This is a genomic window from Thioalkalivibrio sp. XN279 (assembly GCF_011089885.1).
Classification (GTDB): Bacteria; Pseudomonadota; Gammaproteobacteria; order Steroidobacterales; family XN24; genus XN24.
Genome location: NZ_JAANBD010000027.1, coordinates 158,265 through 177,860, shown reverse-complemented (window position 1 = coordinate 177,860; position 19,596 = coordinate 158,265). Strand labels below are relative to the sequence as shown.

Annotated in this window: 16 protein-coding genes; 10 read left to right on the top strand and 6 right to left on the bottom strand. The window is 67.4% G+C overall.

Going from position 1 to position 19,596, the window contains the following annotated elements:
* The first annotated feature begins 59 nt into the window (after positions 1-59).
* The gene (locus G8346_RS07795; RefSeq protein ID WP_166049917.1) at positions 60-479 is read left to right on the top strand and encodes a peptidylprolyl isomerase; all 420 of its coding nucleotides are present in this window, start codon (positions 60-62) and stop codon (positions 477-479) included.
* A 130-nt stretch (positions 480-609) separates the two neighbouring features.
* Complete coding sequence (locus G8346_RS07790) at positions 610-825, top strand: hypothetical protein (RefSeq protein ID WP_166049915.1); 216 nt, start codon at positions 610-612, stop codon at positions 823-825.
* A gap of 14 nt (positions 826-839) precedes the next feature.
* Here G8346_RS07790 and G8346_RS07785 read toward each other — a convergent pair whose 3' ends face one another.
* Positions 840-1,277, bottom strand: coding sequence for a host attachment protein (locus tag G8346_RS07785; RefSeq protein ID WP_166049913.1), 438 nt, complete (start codon positions 1,275-1,277; stop codon positions 840-842).
* 376 nt (positions 1,278-1,653) lie between these two features.
* Here G8346_RS07785 and G8346_RS07780 point away from each other — a divergent pair, with 376 nt between their 5' ends.
* Complete coding sequence (locus G8346_RS07780) at positions 1,654-4,251, top strand: EAL domain-containing protein (RefSeq protein ID WP_166049911.1); 2,598 nt, start codon at positions 1,654-1,656, stop codon at positions 4,249-4,251.
* Between the two features lie 50 nt (positions 4,252-4,301).
* Positions 4,302-4,868: an NnrU family protein gene (locus G8346_RS07775; RefSeq protein ID WP_166049909.1), complete on the top strand. Its 567-nt coding sequence runs from the start codon at positions 4,302-4,304 to the stop codon at positions 4,866-4,868.
* Positions 4,869-4,893: 25 nt separating this feature from the next.
* Here G8346_RS07775 and G8346_RS07770 read toward each other — a convergent pair whose 3' ends face one another.
* Together G8346_RS07770 and nadC are read right to left on the bottom strand one after the other, a co-directional pair.
* Positions 4,894-7,311: an acyl-CoA dehydrogenase gene (locus G8346_RS07770; RefSeq protein WP_166049907.1), complete on the bottom strand. Its 2,418-nt coding sequence runs from the start codon at positions 7,309-7,311 to the stop codon at positions 4,894-4,896.
* A gap of 279 nt (positions 7,312-7,590) precedes the next feature.
* Positions 7,591-8,448, bottom strand: coding sequence for a carboxylating nicotinate-nucleotide diphosphorylase (gene nadC, locus G8346_RS07765; RefSeq protein ID WP_166049904.1), 858 nt, complete (start codon positions 8,446-8,448; stop codon positions 7,591-7,593).
* Between the two features lie 158 nt (positions 8,449-8,606).
* On the opposite strand from nadC, the gene G8346_RS07760 reads away from it, so the two are divergent.
* Both G8346_RS07760 and grxD read left to right on the top strand, forming a co-directional pair.
* Positions 8,607-9,185 carry a superoxide dismutase gene (locus tag G8346_RS07760; RefSeq protein ID WP_166049902.1) on the top strand — a complete coding sequence of 193 codons (579 nt, stop codon included), beginning with the start codon at positions 8,607-8,609 and terminating at the stop codon, positions 9,183-9,185.
* Positions 9,186-9,222: 37 nt separating this feature from the next.
* A complete protein-coding gene (gene grxD / locus G8346_RS07755) occupies positions 9,223-9,546 on the top strand; it encodes a Grx4 family monothiol glutaredoxin (protein ID WP_166049899.1) in 324 nt (107 codons plus the stop codon).
* An 81-nt stretch (positions 9,547-9,627) separates the two neighbouring features.
* On the opposite strand, the gene rnt is transcribed toward grxD, so the two are convergent.
* Genes rnt through G8346_RS07740 form a run of 3 tightly spaced genes read right to left on the bottom strand, consistent with a single transcriptional unit; the run spans position 9,628 to position 12,820 of the window.
* Positions 9,628-10,230, bottom strand: coding sequence for a ribonuclease T (gene rnt, locus G8346_RS07750; protein WP_166050619.1), 603 nt, complete (start codon positions 10,228-10,230; stop codon positions 9,628-9,630).
* A 41-nt stretch (positions 10,231-10,271) separates the two neighbouring features.
* Positions 10,272-11,306: a dihydroorotase gene (pyrC, locus tag G8346_RS07745; RefSeq protein ID WP_166049897.1), complete on the bottom strand. Its 1,035-nt coding sequence runs from the start codon at positions 11,304-11,306 to the stop codon at positions 10,272-10,274.
* A complete protein-coding gene (locus tag G8346_RS07740; RefSeq protein ID WP_166049895.1) occupies positions 11,303-12,820 on the bottom strand; it encodes a leucyl aminopeptidase family protein in 1,518 nt (505 codons plus the stop codon). Before G8346_RS07740 ends, pyrC begins: the two co-directional genes overlap by 4 nt.
* A gap of 181 nt (positions 12,821-13,001) precedes the next feature.
* Here G8346_RS07740 and aceE point away from each other — a divergent pair, with 181 nt between their 5' ends.
* The 4 genes from aceE (at position 13,002) to G8346_RS07720 (ending at position 19,436) form a co-directional block, all read left to right on the top strand.
* Entirely contained in the window at positions 13,002-15,680 is a 2,679-nt protein-coding gene (gene aceE, locus G8346_RS07735; RefSeq protein ID WP_166049893.1) for a pyruvate dehydrogenase (acetyl-transferring), homodimeric type, read from the top strand.
* A gap of 2 nt (positions 15,681-15,682) precedes the next feature.
* Entirely contained in the window at positions 15,683-17,017 is a 1,335-nt protein-coding gene (locus tag G8346_RS07730) for a dihydrolipoyllysine-residue acetyltransferase (RefSeq protein WP_166049891.1), read from the top strand.
* Complete coding sequence (gene lpdA, locus G8346_RS07725) at positions 17,014-18,837, top strand: dihydrolipoyl dehydrogenase (protein ID WP_166049887.1); 1,824 nt, start codon at positions 17,014-17,016, stop codon at positions 18,835-18,837. Before G8346_RS07730 ends, lpdA begins: the two co-directional genes overlap by 4 nt.
* Before the next feature lie 254 nt (positions 18,838-19,091).
* Positions 19,092-19,436 (top strand): DUF6122 family protein, encoded by a 345-nt coding sequence (locus G8346_RS07720; protein ID WP_166049886.1) that lies wholly within the window; start codon positions 19,092-19,094, stop codon positions 19,434-19,436.
* Positions 19,437-19,596: the final 160 nt, after the last annotated feature.

The following is a 19,596-nucleotide window of genomic DNA, read 5'->3' as shown; positions in this document are numbered from 1 at the left end:
TCGCGGCTTTGAGTTTTCTTTTCATTGGAGCGTCGCTTGAGGCGCAGGAGGAAGTGCCCGTGATCAAGGACGGGAGCACCGTAAGCATCGAATACACCCTCAAGCTGGATGACGGCTCCACTGCGGACACCAACGTCGGGGGCGAGCCCCTGACTTACGTCCAAGGCGAGCAGCAGATCCTGCCCGCCCTGGAGGCGCAGCTCGCCGGCATGAAGGCCGACGAGACGCGCGAGGTCACCCTCAGTGCCGAGGAAGGTTACGGCCCGGTGCGCGAGGAAGGCTTCCAGGAAGTGCCGCTGGAAATGATCCCCGAGGATGCCCGCGAGCCGGGCTCCCGGCTGGTGGGCCAGAACCAGCAGGGCCAGCCGATCCATGCGCAGGTCAAGGAAGTGCGCGAGGAAACCGCCGTGCTCGACCTGAACCATCCCCTGGCGGGCCAGAAACTGCACTTCGACGTCAAGGTACTCGAAATCAAGTAAGCGCCTGCGGGCTTGCGGGCGCCGTCCCGGCGGGGCGGCGCCCGTATTTATTTGCGGCGGCGGCGCGCCAAGCGGCGGCGCGGGCCGTACAATTGTGCGCACGCGGCTGTGAGCCAGGGGAGATAGAGTGATGACACGCTGGAAAGAGGTCGCCGAGGCGATCCGCGAGTTGCAGGAGGAAGGCCAGCTCGATGTCTTCATCGGCGACCACTCGGTCAGCTTCGAGGTGAATGTCGATGACCAGGGCGTGTACCTCACGGTCTGCCCGCACTGCGTCGGCGAAGCGGTCAACCTGGCGCTGGGTGGCGAGGAGCAGAGCGCGCCCCCCGACTGCGAACTGCACTGAGCGCCGCCCGGCCCTCAGATCCGGTACGGCAGCGCTTCCCGGATCGTCGCCGGGTCGGCGTCCGTGAGGTTCTTTTGCAATTCCGTCGTCAGGCGACCGCGGGTGGCCGGCGTCAGTCCCTGGCGCAGGTGTCCGAGGAAACGCGGGTCGGCGACCAGCACCAGCCGGTCGAAAGCATCCTCCTTGCGGGCCGCATCGAGCCGCGAGGCGACCGTCTTGGCGAAACGGATGTTCTCCTGTTCGGTGGGGCTGACCGGCTGGCCCATGCCGTGCCGGCCGGAGCCGAAGCTGTCGAAACTGCGCCCGGGCCGGTCCGTGGCGAGGTCCCGGTCATGCAGCCGTCCCTCCGGATGTACGAGGTCCTCGAGCTCCTCGAGCGGCGCGCTGTGCTTGTGCTGAGTGAAGATCCTGCACCGGGTGCTGGATGCCACGACTACCCAGACATCGCTCATCTTGCTCTCTCCCTCAGATGTCATCACGCTGCGGCCAGGCGGGGGATGTCCAACCAGGCCGCTCCTGACTTGAGCGTAGTTCCGGCGCAGTGCTATTTCCACCGCGACGCCCGCTGCACCAGGTAATGCAAAACGGTAGCGCAACTGTGACGTCGTTCCTGCCGCAGGGGGCGCGCGTCTTGTATTTTCTACCTGTACTGTCCAGAATGCCGCGTAGTAAAGAAATCGGACGGAACAAAGACTTAGCGATAGTTATTAAGGCCTTTTATTTGGATCCTGCATGAGCGAAGCCCCATCGCCCGAGTCGGTGTCCCGGATCAGCGCTGATCTGGGCGGCACCCTTCGCAGGAACCGGGCCACGCCATCCCGAGTCGGCTTGAATCCCGCCATCACCAAGGTGGCGGTCGACCTCCTCAACATCGAGCCTGAGTCCGCGGAACAGACCCTGAGCGAGTCGCTCGAGGTCATCCGCGACGCCATCGGGGCGGACTCCGTCTGCTTCGCCCTGTTGACCGAGGACGGCACTGCCTTCGAACAGGTCAGCCATGCTTCCACCGTCATGTCCGGCTGCTGCCCCGAACGCCTCTCCGGCGCGCAGCTGGCCGACGTCGAGTGGCTGCGCGGCAAGCTCGGTCATATGCGCCTAGTGGAGATTCGCGACGCCGGACGGCTGTCACCCAAGCTCGAGGGCGAGGCGGCGCTGATGCGCCAGGTGGCGGCCGGCGCGGCGCTGTTTGCCGGCCTGGACATCCAGGGACGCCTCGGCGGCGTGCTGGGGGTACTGTCGGCGCGCCCCGTCGAGAAATGGCACGTCGACGTCTACCTGCTGCTGAAGCTGCTGGGCGCCAGCCTGTCCGCAGCCCTGACCCGGCTCAAGCTCGGACGGGAGCTGGACGACATCCAGGAACGCGAGGAGCTGACGCGCCACGCGGCCAACGACGGCGTGTGGGATTTCGACGTCGAGAGCAACACCATCCGCTTCTCGCCGCGCTGGAAAGTGATGATGGGCTACGGCGAGGACGAGCCCGACGAAGACATGCCCGACTGGCGCCAGCTGGTGCATCCCGAGGACATGGTGCGGGTGCAGGGCAAGATCCGCGACCACCTCGAGGGCAAGTCGGAACTGTTCGAGAGCGTGCACCGCATGCGGCATCGTTCCGGCGACTGGCGCTGGGTGATGAGCCGGGCCAAGGCGATGGTGGACGAGGAGGGCCGCATGCTGCGCCTGGTGGGCGTGGAGCTCGACATCACCGACCAGAAGCTCTACGAGGAAGCGCTGTTCCGCGAGAAACAGAACGCCCAGATCACGCTGCAGTCCATCGGCGACGGCGTGATCACCACCGACTCCGACTGCCGCATCGAGTATCTCAACCCGGTGGCGCAAGAGCTCACAGGCTGGACCCTGGACGACGCCGCCGGCCGCGCGGTGGACGAGATCTTCCGCAGTTTCCACGAGGAGACCTGCGAGCCGATGGAGAACCCGCTCTCCGTCGCCATCCGCCGCGACCGGCTGTACAAGTCCATGCGCCCGATGCTGCTCATCCGGCGCGACGGCAACGAGCTCTACGTCGAGAGTTCCGCCGCGCCGATCCGCAACGATGTCAGCCAGGTGATCGGCGGCGTGCTGGTGTTCCACGACGTCAGCGAGGCGCGCGAGCTGAATCGGCGTCTCTCGTACCACGCCAGCCACGACATGCTCACGGGCCTGGTGAACCGCCGCGAGTTCGAGGCGCGGCTGGAGCGGGCGCTGAAGATGGGCCGGGCGCGCGAAGCCCAGTACGCGCTGTGCTACATGGACCTCGACCAGTTCAAGATCATCAACGACTCCTGCGGCCACATGGCGGGCGACGCCCTGCTCGGCCAGCTCGGCGCGCTGTTGAAGTCCAAGATCCGCTGGCGCGACACGCTGGCCCGCCTCGGCGGCGACGAGTTCGGCATCCTGCTGGAGAACTGCACGCTGGAGGAGGCCATCGAGACCGCCGAGGCCTTGCTGAAGGCGGTGCAGGAGTTCCGCTTCGTCTGGGAAGACCGCAGCTTCCGCCTCGGCGCCAGCATCGGCGTAGTGCCGATTGCGCCGGAGACGGCCAGCGTCGCCGAGCTGCTGACCGCTGCGGACAGCGCCTGCGCCGCCGCCAAGGAAGCCGGGCGCAACCGCGTGCAGACCTGGCAGGAAAACGACATCGACCTGATGCGCCGGCGGCGCGAGATGCAGTGGGCGGCGCGCATCAACAACGCGCTGGAAGAGTCGCGCTTCGAGCTGTTCCGCCAGCCCATCATGCCGCTGCAGAACGACGACCAGGGCGCGCATTACGAGCTGCTGCTGCGCATGCGTGACGAGCAGGGCCAGATCATTGCGCCGGACGTGTTCATCAACGCCGCCGAGCGCTACGGCCTCACCCCGAACATCGACCGCTGGGTCATCAGCAACGCCCTGCGCTGGCTGGTCTCCGAGGCCGACGAGCGCGAGCGCCTCGCGATGTGCTCCATCAACCTGTCCGGCCAGAGCCTGTGCGACGACAAGTTCCTGCCGTTCGTCATCGAGCAGTTCGAGCACAGCGGCCTCGACGCCACCAAGATCTGCTTCGAGATCACCGAGACGGCGGCCATCGCCAGCTATTCGCAGGCCAATCGCGTCATCAACTCGCTCAAGGAGCTGGGCTGCAAGTTCGCACTCGACGACTTCGGCACCGGCTTGTCTTCCTTCGGCTACCTGAAGCATTTCCCGGTCGATTTCCTCAAGATCGACGGCAGCTTCGTGAAAGAGATCCTGCACGACCCGATCGATCGCGAGATGGTGCGTTCCATCAACGAGATCGGTCACCTCACCGGCAAGAAGACCATCGCCGAGTTCGTCGAGAACAAGGAACTCATCACCATGCTGCGCGGCATGGGCGTGGACTATGCGCAGGGCTACGGCGTGGGCGAGCCGCGCCGCATCATGGATCCGGAGTTCGCCGTGCGCAACGCCCGCTAGCGCGTCCACGCTGCTAGACTCGCGCCATCTTTTCCAGCGGAGTCGTCATCATGACGCTGCTCGTCGTCGGCCTGTTGTTGTTCCTCGGCGGCCACATGTTCCGGCTCGTCGCGCCCGGAATGCGCGAGACCATGATCACCCGGCTCGGGCCATGGGGTTGGAAGGCGCTCTACTCGATACCCGCGCTGGCCGGTTTCGTGCTCATGGTGATCGGCTACGACGCCGCACGCTGGAACAGCCCCGTGCTGTGGAACTCGCCGCCCTGGACCCGCATGGTGGCGACGCTGGCCATGGCGCCGGTGCTGGTGATCTTCGTCTCGGCCTACCTGCCGGGAAAGATCCGGGACGGCCTGCGGCATCCCATGCTGCTGGCGACTATCACCTGGGCGGTCGTGCACCTGATGTCGAACGGGCGCGTCGCTGACCTGGTGCTGTTCGGCAGCATCCTCGCCTGGGCGGTGGTGGTGACGATCGCGGCCTGGCGGCGGCCCTGGAAGCCGTCAGCCGGCCCCAACGGGCCGGTGTTCGACCTCGTGGCCGTGCTGGTCGGCGTGGCCGCCTGGATGATCCTCATCCGCGGCGGCCACGTCTGGCTGGTGGGCATGCCGGTCGGCTAGACCGGCTTGCCCGTGGCGGCGGCCGTCAGGCCGCCTGCTGCCCGGCCTTGCGCGAACGGCCCGGGAAGTCGTCCACGGCGATGGCCTCGGTGGTGATGGCCATGGCCTCGCGTACCGTTTCGGCCTCGAGTTCGTTGATCACGCCGTCGGCCAGCCCCTTCGCCAGCACCTTCTCCATGTTGCTGGTGTTGACCACCGTGCCGAGCTTGCGCTCGATGGGCTCGAAGGCGATGACCTTTTCCAGCGCCAGTTCCATCAGGCCCAGCGGATCGTCCTCGCTGCGCTCGAAGTACATGCCGGCGGTGAGGCGGTCGCGCGTCTCGGAGGGGCTGAGCATCAGCTTCGCCACCTCGTGGCCGAGGTGGTCGGAGGCCGGGCGGCAACGGCGGCCCAGCGGCAGGACGAAGGGCCGCAGGAAGCCCCCGACGCCCGGCACCGGGAAGTTGCGCAAGATCCCGTCGAGACGCTCCTCGATGATGGCGAGGGAGTCGTCCAGCGCCCAGCGCACGATGGGCAGGTCGGCGGCCGGGCGGCCGTCGTCCTCGAAGCGCTTGAGCACGGCCGAGGCCATGTAGAGGTGGCTGAGGATGTCGGCGAAGCGGCCGGACAGCTTCTCGCGGCGCTTCAGGTCGCCGCCCAGGGTGAGCATGGCGACGTCCGCCAGCAGCGCGAACGAGGCGCTCATGCGCGTGAGCTTGCGGGCGTAGACCGCGGTGGGACCGAGGTCCGGCGCCTTGACGAAGCGCGCGCCCGTGAGCGCGAGCACGAAGGAGCGCACCAGGTTGCTGATGGTGAAACCGGCGTGGCCGAAGAACGCCTCGTCGAAGGCCTTCAGCCCGGCGCTCTCGTCCGTGTCTGCTGCGGCGAGCATCTCCTTCAGCACGTAGGGATGGCAGCGGATGGCGCCCTGGCCGAAGATGATCATGCTGCGCGTGAGAATGTTGGCGCCTTCCACCGTGATCGCCACCGGCACGGTCTGGTAGGTCTGGGCGAGGTAGTTCTTCGGGCCCAGGCAGACCGCGCGGCCGGCGTGCACGTCCATGGCGTCGTTGATGGCCTGGCGCATGCCCTCGGTATTGTTGTACTTGAGGATGGCCGACAGCACGGAAGGCTTGCCGCCGAGCGCGAGGGCAGTGGCGGTCAGGATGCGCGCGGCGTCCATGCGGTAGGTGACGCCGGCGATGCGCGCCAACGGCTCTTCGATGCCTTCGAAGCGGCCGATGGGAATCTTGAACTGGCGCCGCACGCGCGCATAGGCGCCGGTCATGCGTGCAGCCATCTTGCTGCCCGCGGTGCCGAGCGCCGGGAGGGAAATGGCGCGGCCCACGGACAGGCAGTCCATGAGCATCTTCCAGCCGTTGCCGACCTGGGCCTGGCCGCCGATGACCCACTCCATGGGCACGAACACGTCGGTGCCGTAGTTGGGTCCGTTCTGGAATGCGCCGGCCGGGTTGTGGCGCCGTCCGATCTCCACGCCCGGCGTGTCGGTCGGGATGAGGGCGCAGGTGATGCCCAGCTCCTTCTTGCCGCCCAGCAGGCCGTCCGGGTCGCGCGCCTTGAAGGCCAGGCCGAGAATGGTGGCGATGGGGCCGAGCGTGATGTAGCGCTTGGACCAGTTGACGCGGAAGCCCAGGACTTCCTTGCCCTTGTACTCGCCCTTGCACACGATGCCGTCGTCCGGCATCGAGCCCGCGTCGGAGCCGGCCCACGGCCCGGTGAGCGCGAAGGCGGGAATCTCCAGGCCCTTGGCGAGGCGCGGCAGGAAGTGCTGCTTCTGCTCGGGCGTGCCGTAATGCATGAGCAGCTCGCCCGGGCCGAGCGAGTTCGGCACCATCACCGTGACGGCCGCGGCCACGCTGCGGCTGGCGATCTTCATCACGATCTCCGACTGGGCGCGCGCGGAGAAATCGAGCCCGCCGAATTCTTTCGGAATGATCATGGCGAAGAAGCGATGCTTGCCGAGGAACTCCCACACCTCGGGCGGCAGGTCGTCCAGTTCGCGGTTGATCTTCCAGTCGTCCAGCATGCGGCAAAGTTCTTCGACGGGGCCGTCGAGGAAGGCCTGTTCCTCTTCGCTCAGCTCCGCGCGCGGCGTGCGCAGCAGGGCGTTCCAGTTCGGGTTGCCGGTGAAGAGCTCGGCGTCCCACCACACGGTGCCGGCGTCGATGGCGTCTTTCTCCGTCTGCGACATCGGCGGCAGCACGGACTTGAACCACTTCAGCAGCGGCCGGCTGAGCACGGTGCGGCGCAGCGGTTTCAGGTTCAGCAGTCCGGCGACCAGCGCGAACAAGACCCACGGCAGCGGGGACAGTCCGCCGCCCGCCAGCTGCACGGCCAGCAGCAGGACGGCGAGCGCGCCGGTCCAGACCGGCAGGCTGCTGCGCCGGTAGGCGAGCACGCCGATGACGACGAGGGTGAGCAGAATGGTGGTGAGTACTGTCATGGTGTCCTCCGCCCTGTTCGAGGTTGCGCGCAGCGCAAAGTCGCGCCGCATATGCCGCGCCGCATCATCCGCTTATAACCCACGCAAATACGGCCCTGCAAGCAACCAGGCCTTCGTTTCAAACAGTCGTTGGGATTCTGTTTTTGCGCCGCAAAAGAGGGCGGCGGCCACGGGCGGTGAGGCGCGGGGGGCCTTTGTGCCGGGCGACTCCACGCTTCCGGCCGGCGCGCATCGGGCGGGCGTGTTTTGTGCGCTGCAACAGGACTGCAGGCCCCAGCGTCAGCGGCGCAGCTTGAAGCGCATGGAAAGGTCGGTTGCGCGCACGTTTTTCGTCAACTCCCCGGCGGAGACAAAATCGACCCCGGTGGCGGCGATGGCGCCCACGGTGTCCAGCGACACGTTGCCGGAGGCCTCGAGGCGGACTGCGCAATCCGGGCGCCCGCGTACGCAGGCCACGGCTGCGCGCAGGGATTCCAGGTCGAAGTTGTCCAGCAGCACGATGTCCGGGGCGCCGGCGAGCGCCTGTTCCAGCTCGGCCAGGGACTCCACCTCGATCTCCACCGTCAGCCCGGGATGGGCGGCGCGCGCGGCCCGCAGGGCCTCGAGCAACCCGCCGGCGGCGATGATGTGGTTTTCCTTGATGAGCACGGCGTCGTAGAGACCGTGGCGGTGGTTGCTCGCGCCGCCGCAGGTCACGGCGTATTTCTGCGCCGAGCGCAGGCCGGGCAGGGTCTTGCGGGTATCCAGCACGCGGCAGCCGGTACCGGCCACGGCCTCGGCGTAACGCCGCGCCAGCGTGGCGGTGCCCGACAGCGTCTGCAGGAAGTTCAGCGCCGTGCGTTCGCCGCTGAGCAGCGGCCGCGCCGGGCCGGAGAGGCGGCACAGCTCGGTCCCGGCGACCACGAAGTCGCCGTCGGCAGCCTGCCAGTGGATGGAAACCGCCGGGTCGAGCTGGGCGAACACCTCCTCGAACCACGCCCTGCCGCAGAGCACGGCGTCTTCACGGGTGAGCACGGTGGCGTCCGCGACCGTTTCCGGCGGCACAAGGTCGGCGGTGACGTCGCCGGGGCCGAGGTCCTCGGCGACGGCGCGGCGGACGACATCAGTCAGGTCCGGGGGAGGCGTGGCGGGAGACATTGGCGTTCCTCTCTGGCGGCAGCGCGAGTATAGCGGCCCCGTCCCGGACCGGCCGCGGCGCGGCGGGCCCGGGGGGTGGTCTGTTATACTTCGGCTTATACGTATGGGGTCTGACCCCCGTAATTCATTGAGCAAGAAAAGTTTCTGAGGAGCACGCAATGGCGCACACCCTGCCCGACCTTCCCTATGCGATGGACGCCCTGGAGCCCCACATCTCCCGCGAGACGCTGGAGTACCACTACGGCAAGCATCACAACACCTACGTGGAGAAGCTCAACGGCCTGATCGGTGGCACTGAGTGGGCCGATGCCACGCTGGAAGACATCGTCCGCGGCAGCTCTGGCGGCGTGTTCAACAATGCCGCGCAGGTGTGGAACCACACTTTCTACTGGCACTGCCTGTCGCCCAACGGCGGCGGCGCGCCGAGCGGAGAGCTGGCGAAGGCCATCGACGCTGCCTTCGGTTCCTTCGACAAGTTCAAGGAACAGTTCTCCGACAAGGCCGTGACCCTGTTCGGTTCCGGCTGGGCCTGGCTGGTGAAGAAGCCCGACGGCTCGCTTGCGATCGTCCAGACCGGCAATGCCGAGACGCCGCTCACCGGCGACAGCAAGCCGCTCATGACCTGCGACGTCTGGGAACACGCCTACTACATCGATTACCGCAACGCGCGGCCCAAGTACCTGGAGGCCTTCTGGCAGCTGGTCAACTGGGACTTCGTCGCGTCGAACCTGGACTGAACACGACACAAAGAATCAAACGAGGAGACACCTGTCGATGGAAGCCATCAACGAGCGGATCAAGCAGACCCTCGAGTCGCACCCGGTGCTGCTGTTCATGAAAGGCAGCCCCGACTTTCCCCAGTGCGGTTTCTCGGCGCAGGCCGTGGCCGCGCTGCGTGCCTGCGGCACGGACTTCACCCACTTCAACATCTTCGAGGACCCGGAGATCCGCGAGGGCTTGAAGTCGTATTCGAACTGGCCGACCTATCCCCAGCTCTACGTCAACGGCGAGCTGATCGGCGGTTGCGACATCGTGGTGGAGATGTACCACTCCGGCGAGCTGAAGAAGCTGCTGGACGAGGTTGCCGCGAAGGCCTGATCCGGGCCGGCGCAAGCTCGAGGGGGACGTCGCAACGCGCGGCGTCCCCTTTTTCGTTGCGGCAGGTTTGCCGGCGCGCGTTTACTGCCGCGCTTCGTAGATCGACTGGAACTGGTTGACGATGCGGCAGAACACCTCGGCGGTGATACGTGCGTCGTAGCCGGCCGAGTGCGCAGCGCTGCTGTCCCATTCCAGGCCGGCGGCCTCGACGATGCGCGACAGCACCGTCTGGCCGTAGGCGACGCCGCCGAGGGTGGCGGTGTCGAAACTGGAGAAGGGATGGAAGGGATTGCGCTTGATGCCGCAGCGCTCCACCGCGGCATTGAGAAAGTTGAGGTCGAAGAAGGCGTTGTGGCCGACCAGGATGGCACGCGTGCAGTCATGCCGCCGCACGGCGGCGCGCACTTCCCGGAACACGCGTTGCAGGGCGTCGCGTTCCGGCAGCGCCGGGCGCAGCGGGTGCCACGGGTCGATACCGTTGACTTCCAGCGAGGCGGCTTCCATGTTCGCGCCCTCGAAGGGCTGGACGTGGTAACGCCAGCTCTCGCCCGGTGCGAAGCAGCCTTCCGCATCCGGCTCGATCAATACCGCGGCGATTTCCAGCAGGGCGTCGGTGCGGGCGTTGAACCCGCCCGTCTCGACGTCCACCACCACCGGCAGGAAGCCGCGGAAGCGCCGCGCCATGAGGCCGCTGACGTTGGTGCCGGCCCCGGACGGGGTGGCGCTCACGCAGCCACCAGCTGCCAGCGCACGGTCTCGCCGGCGCGGAAGGGCACCAGCGTATCGGCGCCCGCGGCGTACTCTGCCGGCGGCATCCAGTCACGGCGCTCCAGGGTGATGGTGGTGTCGTTCAGCGGCAGGCCGTAGAAGCGCGCCCCGTGCTCGCTGGCGAAAGCCTCCAGCCGGTCCAGCGCGCCCGCCTGCTCGAAGGCCTCGGCGTAGATCTCGATGCCCACGGGGGCGGAGTAGATGCCGGCGCAGCCGCAGGAAGACTCCTTGCTGCCGCGCGTGTGCGGCGCGCTGTCGGTGCCGAGGAAAAAGCGCGCGCTGCCGCTGGTCGCCGCCGCGAGGACGGCCTCGCGGTGACGCTCGGCCTTGAGCACCGGCAGGCAGTAATGGTGCGGCCGCAGCCCGCCGGCGAACAGCGCGTTGCGGTTGAGCAGCATGTGCTGCGGCGTCACGGTGGCGGCGATGCCGTCGCGCGCACCGCGCACGAACTCCACCGCGTCGGCCGTGGTGACATGCTCGAACACCACCTTGAGCTGCGGGAATCGCTCGACCGCCGGCGCCAGCACGCGCTCGATGAAGACGCGCTCGCGATCGAACACGTCGATGCCCGGTGCAGTGACCTCGCCGTGCACCTGCAACACCATGCCGGCTTCTTCCATTGCCGCCAGCACTGCGTCGCAGTGCCGCAGGTGGGTGACGCCGGAGTCGGAGTTGGTGGTCGCCCCGGCCGGGTACAGCTTGACCCCGAACACGGCGCCGCTGGCGGCGGCGCGATGAATCTCCTCGGCCAGCGTGTTGTCGGTGAGGTACAGGGTCATCAGCGGTTCGAAGTCGCTGCCGGCAGGCAGGGCTGCCAGGATGCGCTCGCGGTACGCGAGCGCGGCGGCCGTGGTGGTCACGGGCGGCGCGAGATTCGGCATGACGATGGCGCGGGCGAAACGGGCCGCGGTGTGCGGCAACACGGCGGCGAGCATGTCACCGTCGCGCAGGTGCAGGTGCCAGTCGTCGGGGCGGCGCAGCGTCAGTTTCATGGGGCCTGTTCTCCGGCGGCCTTGACCAGTTCGTGGTCGAGCAGCATGGCGAGCGTGAGGCGCACGCCGAAACCCGTCTGCGGCGTCGGCACGTGGGCCAGCCCGCCCTTGTTGTGCCCGGCGGCGAGGTCGACGTGCAGCCAGGGCAGTTCGTCCGGGATGAAGCGTTGCAGGAACCGGGCCGCCAGGATGTGGTCGCCGTCGTTGTCCAGCGAGCATTGCAGCACGTCGGCCACGCGGCTCTCCAGCGGCTCGTCGAAGTCCTCGTCCAGCGGGAACGACCAGACGCGCTCGCCGCAGGCGCGACCGGCGGTCATGGCCCGTTCCAGCACGGCGGGGCGATTGCCGAACACGCCGCTGTAGCGGTGCGTCAGCGCGGCGACGCAGGCGCCGGTGAGGGTGGCGTAATCGATCATCAGCGCCGGCTTCTCGCGCGCCGCCAGGGCGAGAGTGTCGGCCAGGATCATGCGCCCCTCGGCGTCGGTGTGGATGACCTCGATGGTCACGCCGTTGACGGCCGTGACCACGTCGCGCGAGGTGTAGGCCGTGGACCCGATGCGGTTCTCCGTGATGGCCAGCCAGCAGTCCACCGGCTGCTCGAAGCCGACGCGGCTGAGCGCGAGGAGCGTGCCGAGCGCCACCGAGCTGCCCTGCATGTCCTCCTGCATGTCGAGCATGCTGCGGAAGGGCTTCAGGTTGGTGCCGCCGGTGTCGAAACAGATGCCCTTGCCGACCAGCGCCAGCGGTTGCATTCCCGCATGGGCGCCGCGCGGCCGGTAGCGCAGGCGCACGATGCCCGCGTCTCGGTGCGCATTGCCCTGCGCCACGGCGAGGAAGGCGCCCGCGCCGAGCTTTGCCAAGTCCTTCTCGCCGAGGAAGCTCATCTCCCAGCCTTCCGCGTCGGCGAGTTCCTTGATCAGGCCGCGGTAAGCGGCCGCGTGCAGCATGTTGGGCGGCAAGGCGGCCAGCCAGCGTGCCAGGTGGTTGCCTTCGGCCTCGGCGCGGATGCGCGCCAGGTCGAGCCCGGGCGCATCGTCGAGCACGGTGATGGTGGACAGGCGTGACTGCGACGCGTCGTCCTTGCTGCGGAAGCGCGGCATCTCGCCCTCGGCCGCGAGGAGGCCGGAGAGCCCGGCTTCCAGCCACGCTGCGGCGATGCCTGCATCGGCCCCGGCGGTGCAGATTCCGGCCTTCGCGGGGCGGTGCTTGCGGATTTCCGCGGCGGCCTTGCGCGCCAGGGTCAGCCAGCTGAACGGCGTGCCCTTAGGGTCGGCCATGGCGACCGTGACCGGGCAGGGCGCATCGAGATGCAGGGTGAACACTGAGCCGGCCTTGGTCTGCTTGCGACGCCGCGCGGCCGCGGCCAGCGCTTCTCCCCCGGGGACCATGTCCCAGGTGCTGCGCGAGGGGCTCGCCGGCATTACGACCAGCAGGTGGTCCAGGTGCGGCAGCGCGCGCGGGTCACGCCGCTTGACGATGCGGGGCAGGGCGCCTTCCGGCAGCAGGCTCGACATGGGTGATCCTTGACCTCATCGGGGCGAGACAGGAAGATACCGACACGACAAAAAAACGACGGTCTCGACGTGTCCCGGCCCTGTTTTTTGCGGGGCGTCATCGTAGCAGCAAGACCGCGAATATTCACCCGAGCGACCCTTGGAGGCACCGGTCGCTCCCGCCCCGAGGGAGCCCGCGAACATGTCCTACGATCCCAACTTCCAGGACCGGGACCCGGACGAGACCCGGGAATGGCTGGATTCCATCGATTCCGTGCTGCGGGTGCACGGCGGCGAGCGCGCCCACTGGCTGGTCGAGCGCATGATCGACCACGTGCGCCGCGCCGGGCATTACCTGCCGTTCAGCCCGAACACGGCGTACCTGAACACCATCTCGACGGCGCGTGAGCCATCCTACCCAGGCGACCGCGCCATCGAGCAACGCATCGAGGCCTGGCTGCGCTGGAACGCCATGGCCATGGTGGTGCACGCCAACCGCGAGTCCTCGGAGTACGGCGGCCATATCGCCAGCTATGCCTCCTCGCTGACGCTGTACGAGGTCGGCTTCCAGCACTTCTGGCGCGGCGCCACGGAAGAGAACCGCGGTGACATGATCTTCATCCAGGGCCATTCCGCGCCCGGCATCTACGCGCGCTCCTTCCTCGAGGGGCGCCTGCAGAAAGACGACCTGCTCAAGTTCCGCCAGGAAGTCAGCGGCGGGCTGTCGTCCTATCCGCATCCCTGGCTGATGCCCGACTACTGGCAGTTTCCCACGGTGTCCATGGGCCTCGGCCCGATGCAGGCCATTTTCCAGGCCAAGTTCATCAAGTACCTCGAGCACCGCGGGCTGGTTGAGCCGTCGGATCGCAAGGTGTGGGCCTTCCTCGGCGACGGCGAGATGGATGAGCCCGAATCCATGGGCGAGATAGGGCTGCCGGTGCGCGAACGCCTCGACAACCTGGTGTTCGTCATCAACTGCAACCTGCAGCGGCTCGACGGCCCGGTGCGCGGCAACGGCAAGATCATCCAGGAGCTCGAGGCGACCTTCCAGGGCGCGGGCTGGAAAGTCATCAAGGTCATCTGGGGCCACGGCTGGGACGCGCTGCTGGCGCGCGACGACAAGGGCCTGCTGCGCAAGCGCATGGAAGAGTGCGTCGACGGCGACTACCAGAACTTCAAGTCCAAGGACGGCGCCTTCGTGCGCGAGCATTTCTTCGGCAAGTACCCCGAGCTGAAGGCCATGGTCGCCAACATGTCGGACGCCGAGATCTGGGGCCTGAACCGCGGCGGCCACAGCCGCGGCAAGGTCTACGCCGCCTACAAGGAAGCCGTGGAGACCGAGGGCCGCCCGGTGGTGATCCTCGCCAAGACGGTGAAGGGTTACGGCATGGGCGCGGCCGGCGAGGGCCGCATGATCGCCCACCAGCAGAAGAAGCTCGGGCTGGACGACCTCAAGGCCTTCCGCGACCGTTTCGACATCCCGATCTCGGACGCCGAGATCGACGAGATTCCTTTCCGGCGGCCGGACGACGACAGCCCGGAGATCGAGTACCTGAAGGCGCGCCGCGAGGCGCTGGGCGGTTACCTGCCGCGGCGTATCGCGAAGGCGCCGCCGCTGGACATCCCGGCCTGCGAGGAGATATTCAAGGGCCAGCTCGAGGGCACCGGCGACCGGGAAATCTCTACGACCATGGCCATGGTGCGCATGCTGACGGCGCTGTGTCGCGACAAGTCGATCGGCAAGCACATCGTGCCGATCGTGCCGGACGAGGCGCGCACCTTCGGCATGGAGGGCATGTTCCGCCAGTTCGGCATCTGGTCGCGCGAAGGACAGCTGTACACCCCGCAGGATGCCGACACGCTGAGCTACTACAAGGAAGACAAGAGCGGCCAGATCCTGCAGCTCGGCATCAACGAGGCCGGCTCCCTGTGCGCCTGGACCGCGGCCGGCACGGCCTACGCCAACCACGGCGTGAACATGGTGCCGTTCTATCTCTTCTACTCGATGTTCGGCTTCCAGCGCGTGGGCGACTTCATCTGGGCGGCCGGCGACTCGCAAGCGCGCGGCTTCCTCATCGGCGGTACCGCCGGGCGCACCACCCTCGCGGGCGAGGGCCTGCAGCACCAGGACGGCCACAGCCACCTGCTGTCGTCCACGGTGCCGAACTGCCGCTCCTACGACCCGGCCTACGCCTACGAGCTGGCGGTGATCGTGCACGACGGGCTGGAGCGCATGTTCCAGCGCAACGAGCGGGTTTTCTATTACATCACCTGCATGAACGAGAACTACGCTCACCCGGCGCTGCCCGAGGGTGCGGCCGATGGGATCCTCAAGGGCATGTACGAGCTGCATAACGCGGGGCAGGCCGGCAAGGGCGACAAGCGCCCGCGGGTGCAGCTGATGGGCTCCGGCACCATCCTGCGCGAGGTGCTGGCCGCGGCCGACATGCTGCGCGAGGAGCACGGCGTGGACGCCGACGTGTGGAGCGTCACCAGCTTCAACGAGCTGCGCCGCGAGGCGCTGTCGGTGACGCGGCGCAACCGCCTGCACCCGACCCAGAAGCCCGAGCAGTCTTTCGTCGAGCAGTGTTTCGACGGGCGCAAGGGGCCGTTCATCGCCGCCACCGACTACATGACCGCCGTGCCGGACCAGGTGCGCGAATGGGTGCCGGGCCGCTACGTCACGCTCGGCACCGACGGCTACGGCCGCAGCGACGCACGTGCGCCGTTGCGCAATCATTTCGAGGTCGATCGGCGCTACGTCACTGCCGCCGCGCTCGCCGCGCTGGCGGCCGACGGCGTGATCGAGGCGAAGGCGGCGCACAAGGCCATCAGCGCCTACGACATCGATCCCGACAAGCCCGACCCGGTGGAGCTCTGAGCATGGCCGGCCGCAACGAGGTGCGAGTCCCGGACATCGGCGACTTCGAAGGCGTCGAGATCATCGAGGTGCACGTGCAGCAGGGCGCCACGGTCGCCGCCGAGGATCCGCTCATCACGCTGGAAACCGACAAGGCCTCCATGGACGTGCCGGCGCCGTCCGCGGGCAAGGTCGCCGAGGTCAAGGTCGCCAAGGGCGATCGCGTGTCGGAAGGCGACGTCATCGTGGTGCTGGAAGGCGCGGACGACGGCGGCGACGCCGAGGACGAAGAGAAGAACTCCGAGGAGCTCCAGAAAGACGAAGAGCCACGGCAGGAAGAGAAACCGCAGAAAGACCAGGAGTCCCGGCAGGCCGAGCAGCCCGACAAGGAAGAAAAGGGCGGGAAGCCGGAAAAGCAGGGCCGCACCGCCTACGCGCCGGCGCAGCTGGGCCCGCAGGCCGGCGCCGAAGTGCATGCCGGTCCCTCGGTGCGCAAGTTCGCACGCGAAATGGGTGTGGACCTGGCGCGCGTCAACGGCAGCGGGGTTAAGGGCCGTATCACGCACGACGATGTGAAGGCCTGGGTGAAGCAGGCGCTGCAGGGCGGCGCTGGCGGCGGTACGGGATTGCCGGCCGTGCCCGAGGTCGATTTCTCGAAATTCGGCCCGACCGAGCTCAAGCCGTTGTCGCGCGTTCAGCGCATCTCCGGCCCACGCCTGCATGCCTCCTGGGTCAACCTGCCGCACGTCACGCAGTTCGACGAGGCCGACATCACCGAGACCGAGCGCACGCGCAAGGAGCTTAAATCCGACGCCGAGAAGGAAGGTGTGAAGCTGACGCCGCTGGCCTTCATCCTGCGTGCCTGCGTCAAGGCGCTGCGCGAGTTCCCGCAATTCAACGCTTCGCTGCACGCCGACGGGCAGCAGCTGGTGATGAAGCACTACTACAACGTCGGCTTCGCGGTGGACACGCCGGGCGGGCTGGTGGTGCCGGTGATCAAGGACCTGGAGAAGAAGAGCCTGTTCCAGGTGGCGCGCGAGCTGGGCGAGCTGTCGGAGAAGGCGCGCGACGGCAAGCTCGCCGCCGCCGACATGCAGGGCGGCAACTTTACCGTCTCCAGCCTCGGGAGCATCGGCGGCACCTTCTTCACGCCCATCATCAACGCGCCCGACGTGGCGATCCTCGGCGTGTCGCGTCACAAGATGCAGCCGGTGTGGCAGGACGGCGAGTTCGTGCCGAAGCTGATGCTGCCACTGTCGCTGTCCTACGACCACCGCGTCATCGATGGCGCCGCCGCGGTGCGCTTCACCCGTTACCTGGCCGAGCTGCTGGCCGACACCGACCGGCTGCTGGCATGAGCGCGAACAAGGAAATCCGCGTCCCCGACATCGGCGACTTCAAGGACGTCGAGATCATCGAGGTGCTGGTCGCCGCGGGCGACAGCGTCGCGTTGGACGAGGGCCTCGTCACGCTCGAGACCGACAAGGCCTCGATGGACGTGCCGGCGACGCATGCGGGCAAGATCGTCGAGCTGAAGGTGGGGAAGGGTGATCGCGTCTCCGAGGGCGACTTGATCGCCGTGGTGGCCGTCGAGGAGGAAGACAAAGAAGACGGCGAAGACGCAGGCGACGAGCCCGAGGCGAAGAGCGAGAAGGTCGACGACGAAGGCGCGAAGGATACACCGGCGGAGGACCGCGGCGCCGAACAGGGCGCCGCTGCCGCACGGGCCGACGACCAGCCCGACGACGAGAGCGACGACCAGGGCGACTACGACACCGAGCTGCTGGTGCTGGGCGCCGGGCCGGGCGGCTACACCGCGGCATTCCGCGCCGCCGACCTGGGCCGCGACGTGACGCTGATCGAGCGCTGGGACACCCTCGGCGGCGTGTGCCTGAATGTCGGATGCATTCCCTCGAAGGCCTTGCTGCACGCCGCCGCGGTGATCGAGGAAGCGGCGCACATGTCCGAGCACGGCATCGTGTTCGGCACGCCGAAGATCGAGCTCGAGAAGCTGCGCAGCTGGAAGGAGGGCGTGGTCGGCCGTCTCACCAAGGGCCTCGACACCATCGCGAAGCAGCGCAAGGTCAAAGTGCTGCGCGGCACGGCGAAGTTCACCGGCGCGCACACCCTCAAGCTCGACGGCCCCGACGGCGAGCAGGAGCTCAGCTTCCGCCAGTGCATCATCGCCGCCGGCTCCGAGTCGGTGGCGCTGCCCGGCATGCCGGACGATCCCCGTGTGATGGATTCCACCGGCGCGCTGGCGCTGGAAGATCTGCCGAAGACCATGCTCGTCATCGGCGGTGGCATCATCGGCCTCGAGATGGCCTGCGTGTACGACGCGCTTGGCGTGAAGGTCAGCGTGGTGGAACTCACTGACACGCTGATGCCGGGCTGTGATCGCGACCTGGTGCGGCCGCTGGAGAAGCGCATCAAGGCGCGCTATGCCGCAATCATGACCGGCACCAAGGTCACCGAGATCAAGGCGCTCAAGAGCGGCATCAAGGTGAGCTTCGAGGGTAAGAACGCCCCCGACAAGCCGCAGACCTACGACCGCGTGCTGGTCGCGGTGGGGCGCAAGCCGAACGGCGAGGCGATCGATGCGGCGGCTGCGGGCGTCAAGGTCGAGCGCGGCTTCATCCCCGTCGATCGCCAGCAGCGTACGAACGTGCAGCACATCTTCGCCATCGGCGACATCGTCGGCCAGCCCATGCTGGCCCACAAGGCGACGCACGAGGGCAAGGTCGCCGCGGAAGTGGCTTCGGGCGAGAAGAGCGCCTTCGATGCGCGCGTGATCCCGTCGGTCGCCTACACCGATCCCGAGGTCGCATGGGTCGGCCTCACCGAGGGCCAGGCCAAGGTTGAAGGCGTCGCCTACGAGAAGGGCGTGTTCCCCTGGGCCGCCTCAGGCCGCTCGCTGGCCATCGGCCGCGACGAGGGCATCACCAAGCTGCTGTTCGACCCCAAGAGCGGCCGCGTGCTCGGCGCCGGCATCGTCGGCACCAACGCCGGCGACCTCATCTCCGAAGTCGGGCTCGCCATCGAGATGGGCTGCGACGCCGCGGACATCGGCCTCACCGTCCATCCGCATCCGACGCTGTCCGAGACCGTCGCCATGGCGGCCGAGGCGTTCGAGGGGACGCTGACGGATCTTTACCTGCCGAAGAAGCGCGGGAAGTAGGGCCGGCCCCCAGGCCCCCTGGGGCTTGGGAGCACGTCGCGTCTCCGCGGAAACGTTGATGGTGCGTGATTTGCGGACCGTAGATTGCCGGAAAACCAGCTTGCGAATCTCTGTGGCAGACCGATTGCCATGGTGTAGGAATTTATGGCGTTAGGCGTATTGAGTAGTCGTTGTCCGGCGGGTTCGCCGTATGCGGTTGCCGCAGTTATTACACCTGTTTTGGTTATGCCGCCTTCGCCGCCCCAGGCTCATAAATGATCCATATCACCCTGCATTTCATTGTCCCGCTGCTGGTCGCGCTCGCGTTCTTCCGCAGCCGCTGGCGCAACGCGACGTTGATCATGATTGCGACCATGTTCGTGGATGTCGACCACTTGCTGGCTGACCCGATATACGATCCGAACCGGTGCTCCATTGGCTTTCACCCACTGCACACCACCCCCGCGATTGTGATCTACGCCGCTCTGTTCGTTCTTCCGCTATTTGTGGGGCGCGAGAGCGAAAGTAATAGTTTGCGTCCCGCCGCGCGCGTACTGCTCCTGGTTGGTCTCGGCCTGCTGATCCACATGGCGCTCGACTGGATCGACTGCATGAAATGACTCCACGCGGCGATGGGCGCAGGAGGAGCAGGAAGTGATTGAAGGCAAGGAAATCGAGATTCTCATCAAGACCAAGAAGGACCAGGCTCGCCTGAGCATTTTCTCGTGGGTTTCCATGGCGGCAAGGTGCCGCGCAGAGACTTCCTGTTCGTTTTTCCGC

Coding starts and splice junctions, on each gene's coding strand:
- G8346_RS07785 (WP_166049913.1), bottom strand. CDS start 1,277: ATGAGCGATGTCTGGGTAGTCGTGGCATCCAGCACCCGGTGCAGGATC.
- grxD (WP_166049899.1), top strand. CDS start 9,223: ATGGAAGCCATCAACGAGCGGATCAAGCAGACCCTCGAGTCGCACCCG.
- G8346_RS07740 (WP_166049895.1), bottom strand. CDS start 12,820: ATGTCGAGCCTGCTGCCGGAAGGCGCCCTGCCCCGCATCGTCAAGCGG.
- G8346_RS07760 (WP_166049902.1), top strand. CDS start 8,607: ATGGCGCACACCCTGCCCGACCTTCCCTATGCGATGGACGCCCTGGAG.
- pyrC (WP_166049897.1), bottom strand. CDS start 11,306: ATGAAACTGACGCTGCGCCGCCCCGACGACTGGCACCTGCACCTGCGC.
- G8346_RS07720 (WP_166049886.1), top strand. CDS start 19,092: ATGATCCATATCACCCTGCATTTCATTGTCCCGCTGCTGGTCGCGCTC.
- rnt (WP_166050619.1), bottom strand. CDS start 10,230: ATGGCGCGGCGCTTCCGCGGCTTCCTGCCGGTGGTGGTGGACGTCGAG.
- aceE (WP_166049893.1), top strand. CDS start 13,002: ATGTCCTACGATCCCAACTTCCAGGACCGGGACCCGGACGAGACCCGG.
- G8346_RS07790 (WP_166049915.1), top strand. CDS start 610: ATGACACGCTGGAAAGAGGTCGCCGAGGCGATCCGCGAGTTGCAGGAG.
- nadC (WP_166049904.1), bottom strand. CDS start 8,448: ATGTCTCCCGCCACGCCTCCCCCGGACCTGACTGATGTCGTCCGCCGC.
- lpdA (WP_166049887.1), top strand. CDS start 17,014: ATGAGCGCGAACAAGGAAATCCGCGTCCCCGACATCGGCGACTTCAAG.
- G8346_RS07775 (WP_166049909.1), top strand. CDS start 4,302: ATGACGCTGCTCGTCGTCGGCCTGTTGTTGTTCCTCGGCGGCCACATG.
- G8346_RS07730 (WP_166049891.1), top strand. CDS start 15,683: ATGGCCGGCCGCAACGAGGTGCGAGTCCCGGACATCGGCGACTTCGAA.
- G8346_RS07770 (WP_166049907.1), bottom strand. CDS start 7,311: ATGACAGTACTCACCACCATTCTGCTCACCCTCGTCGTCATCGGCGTG.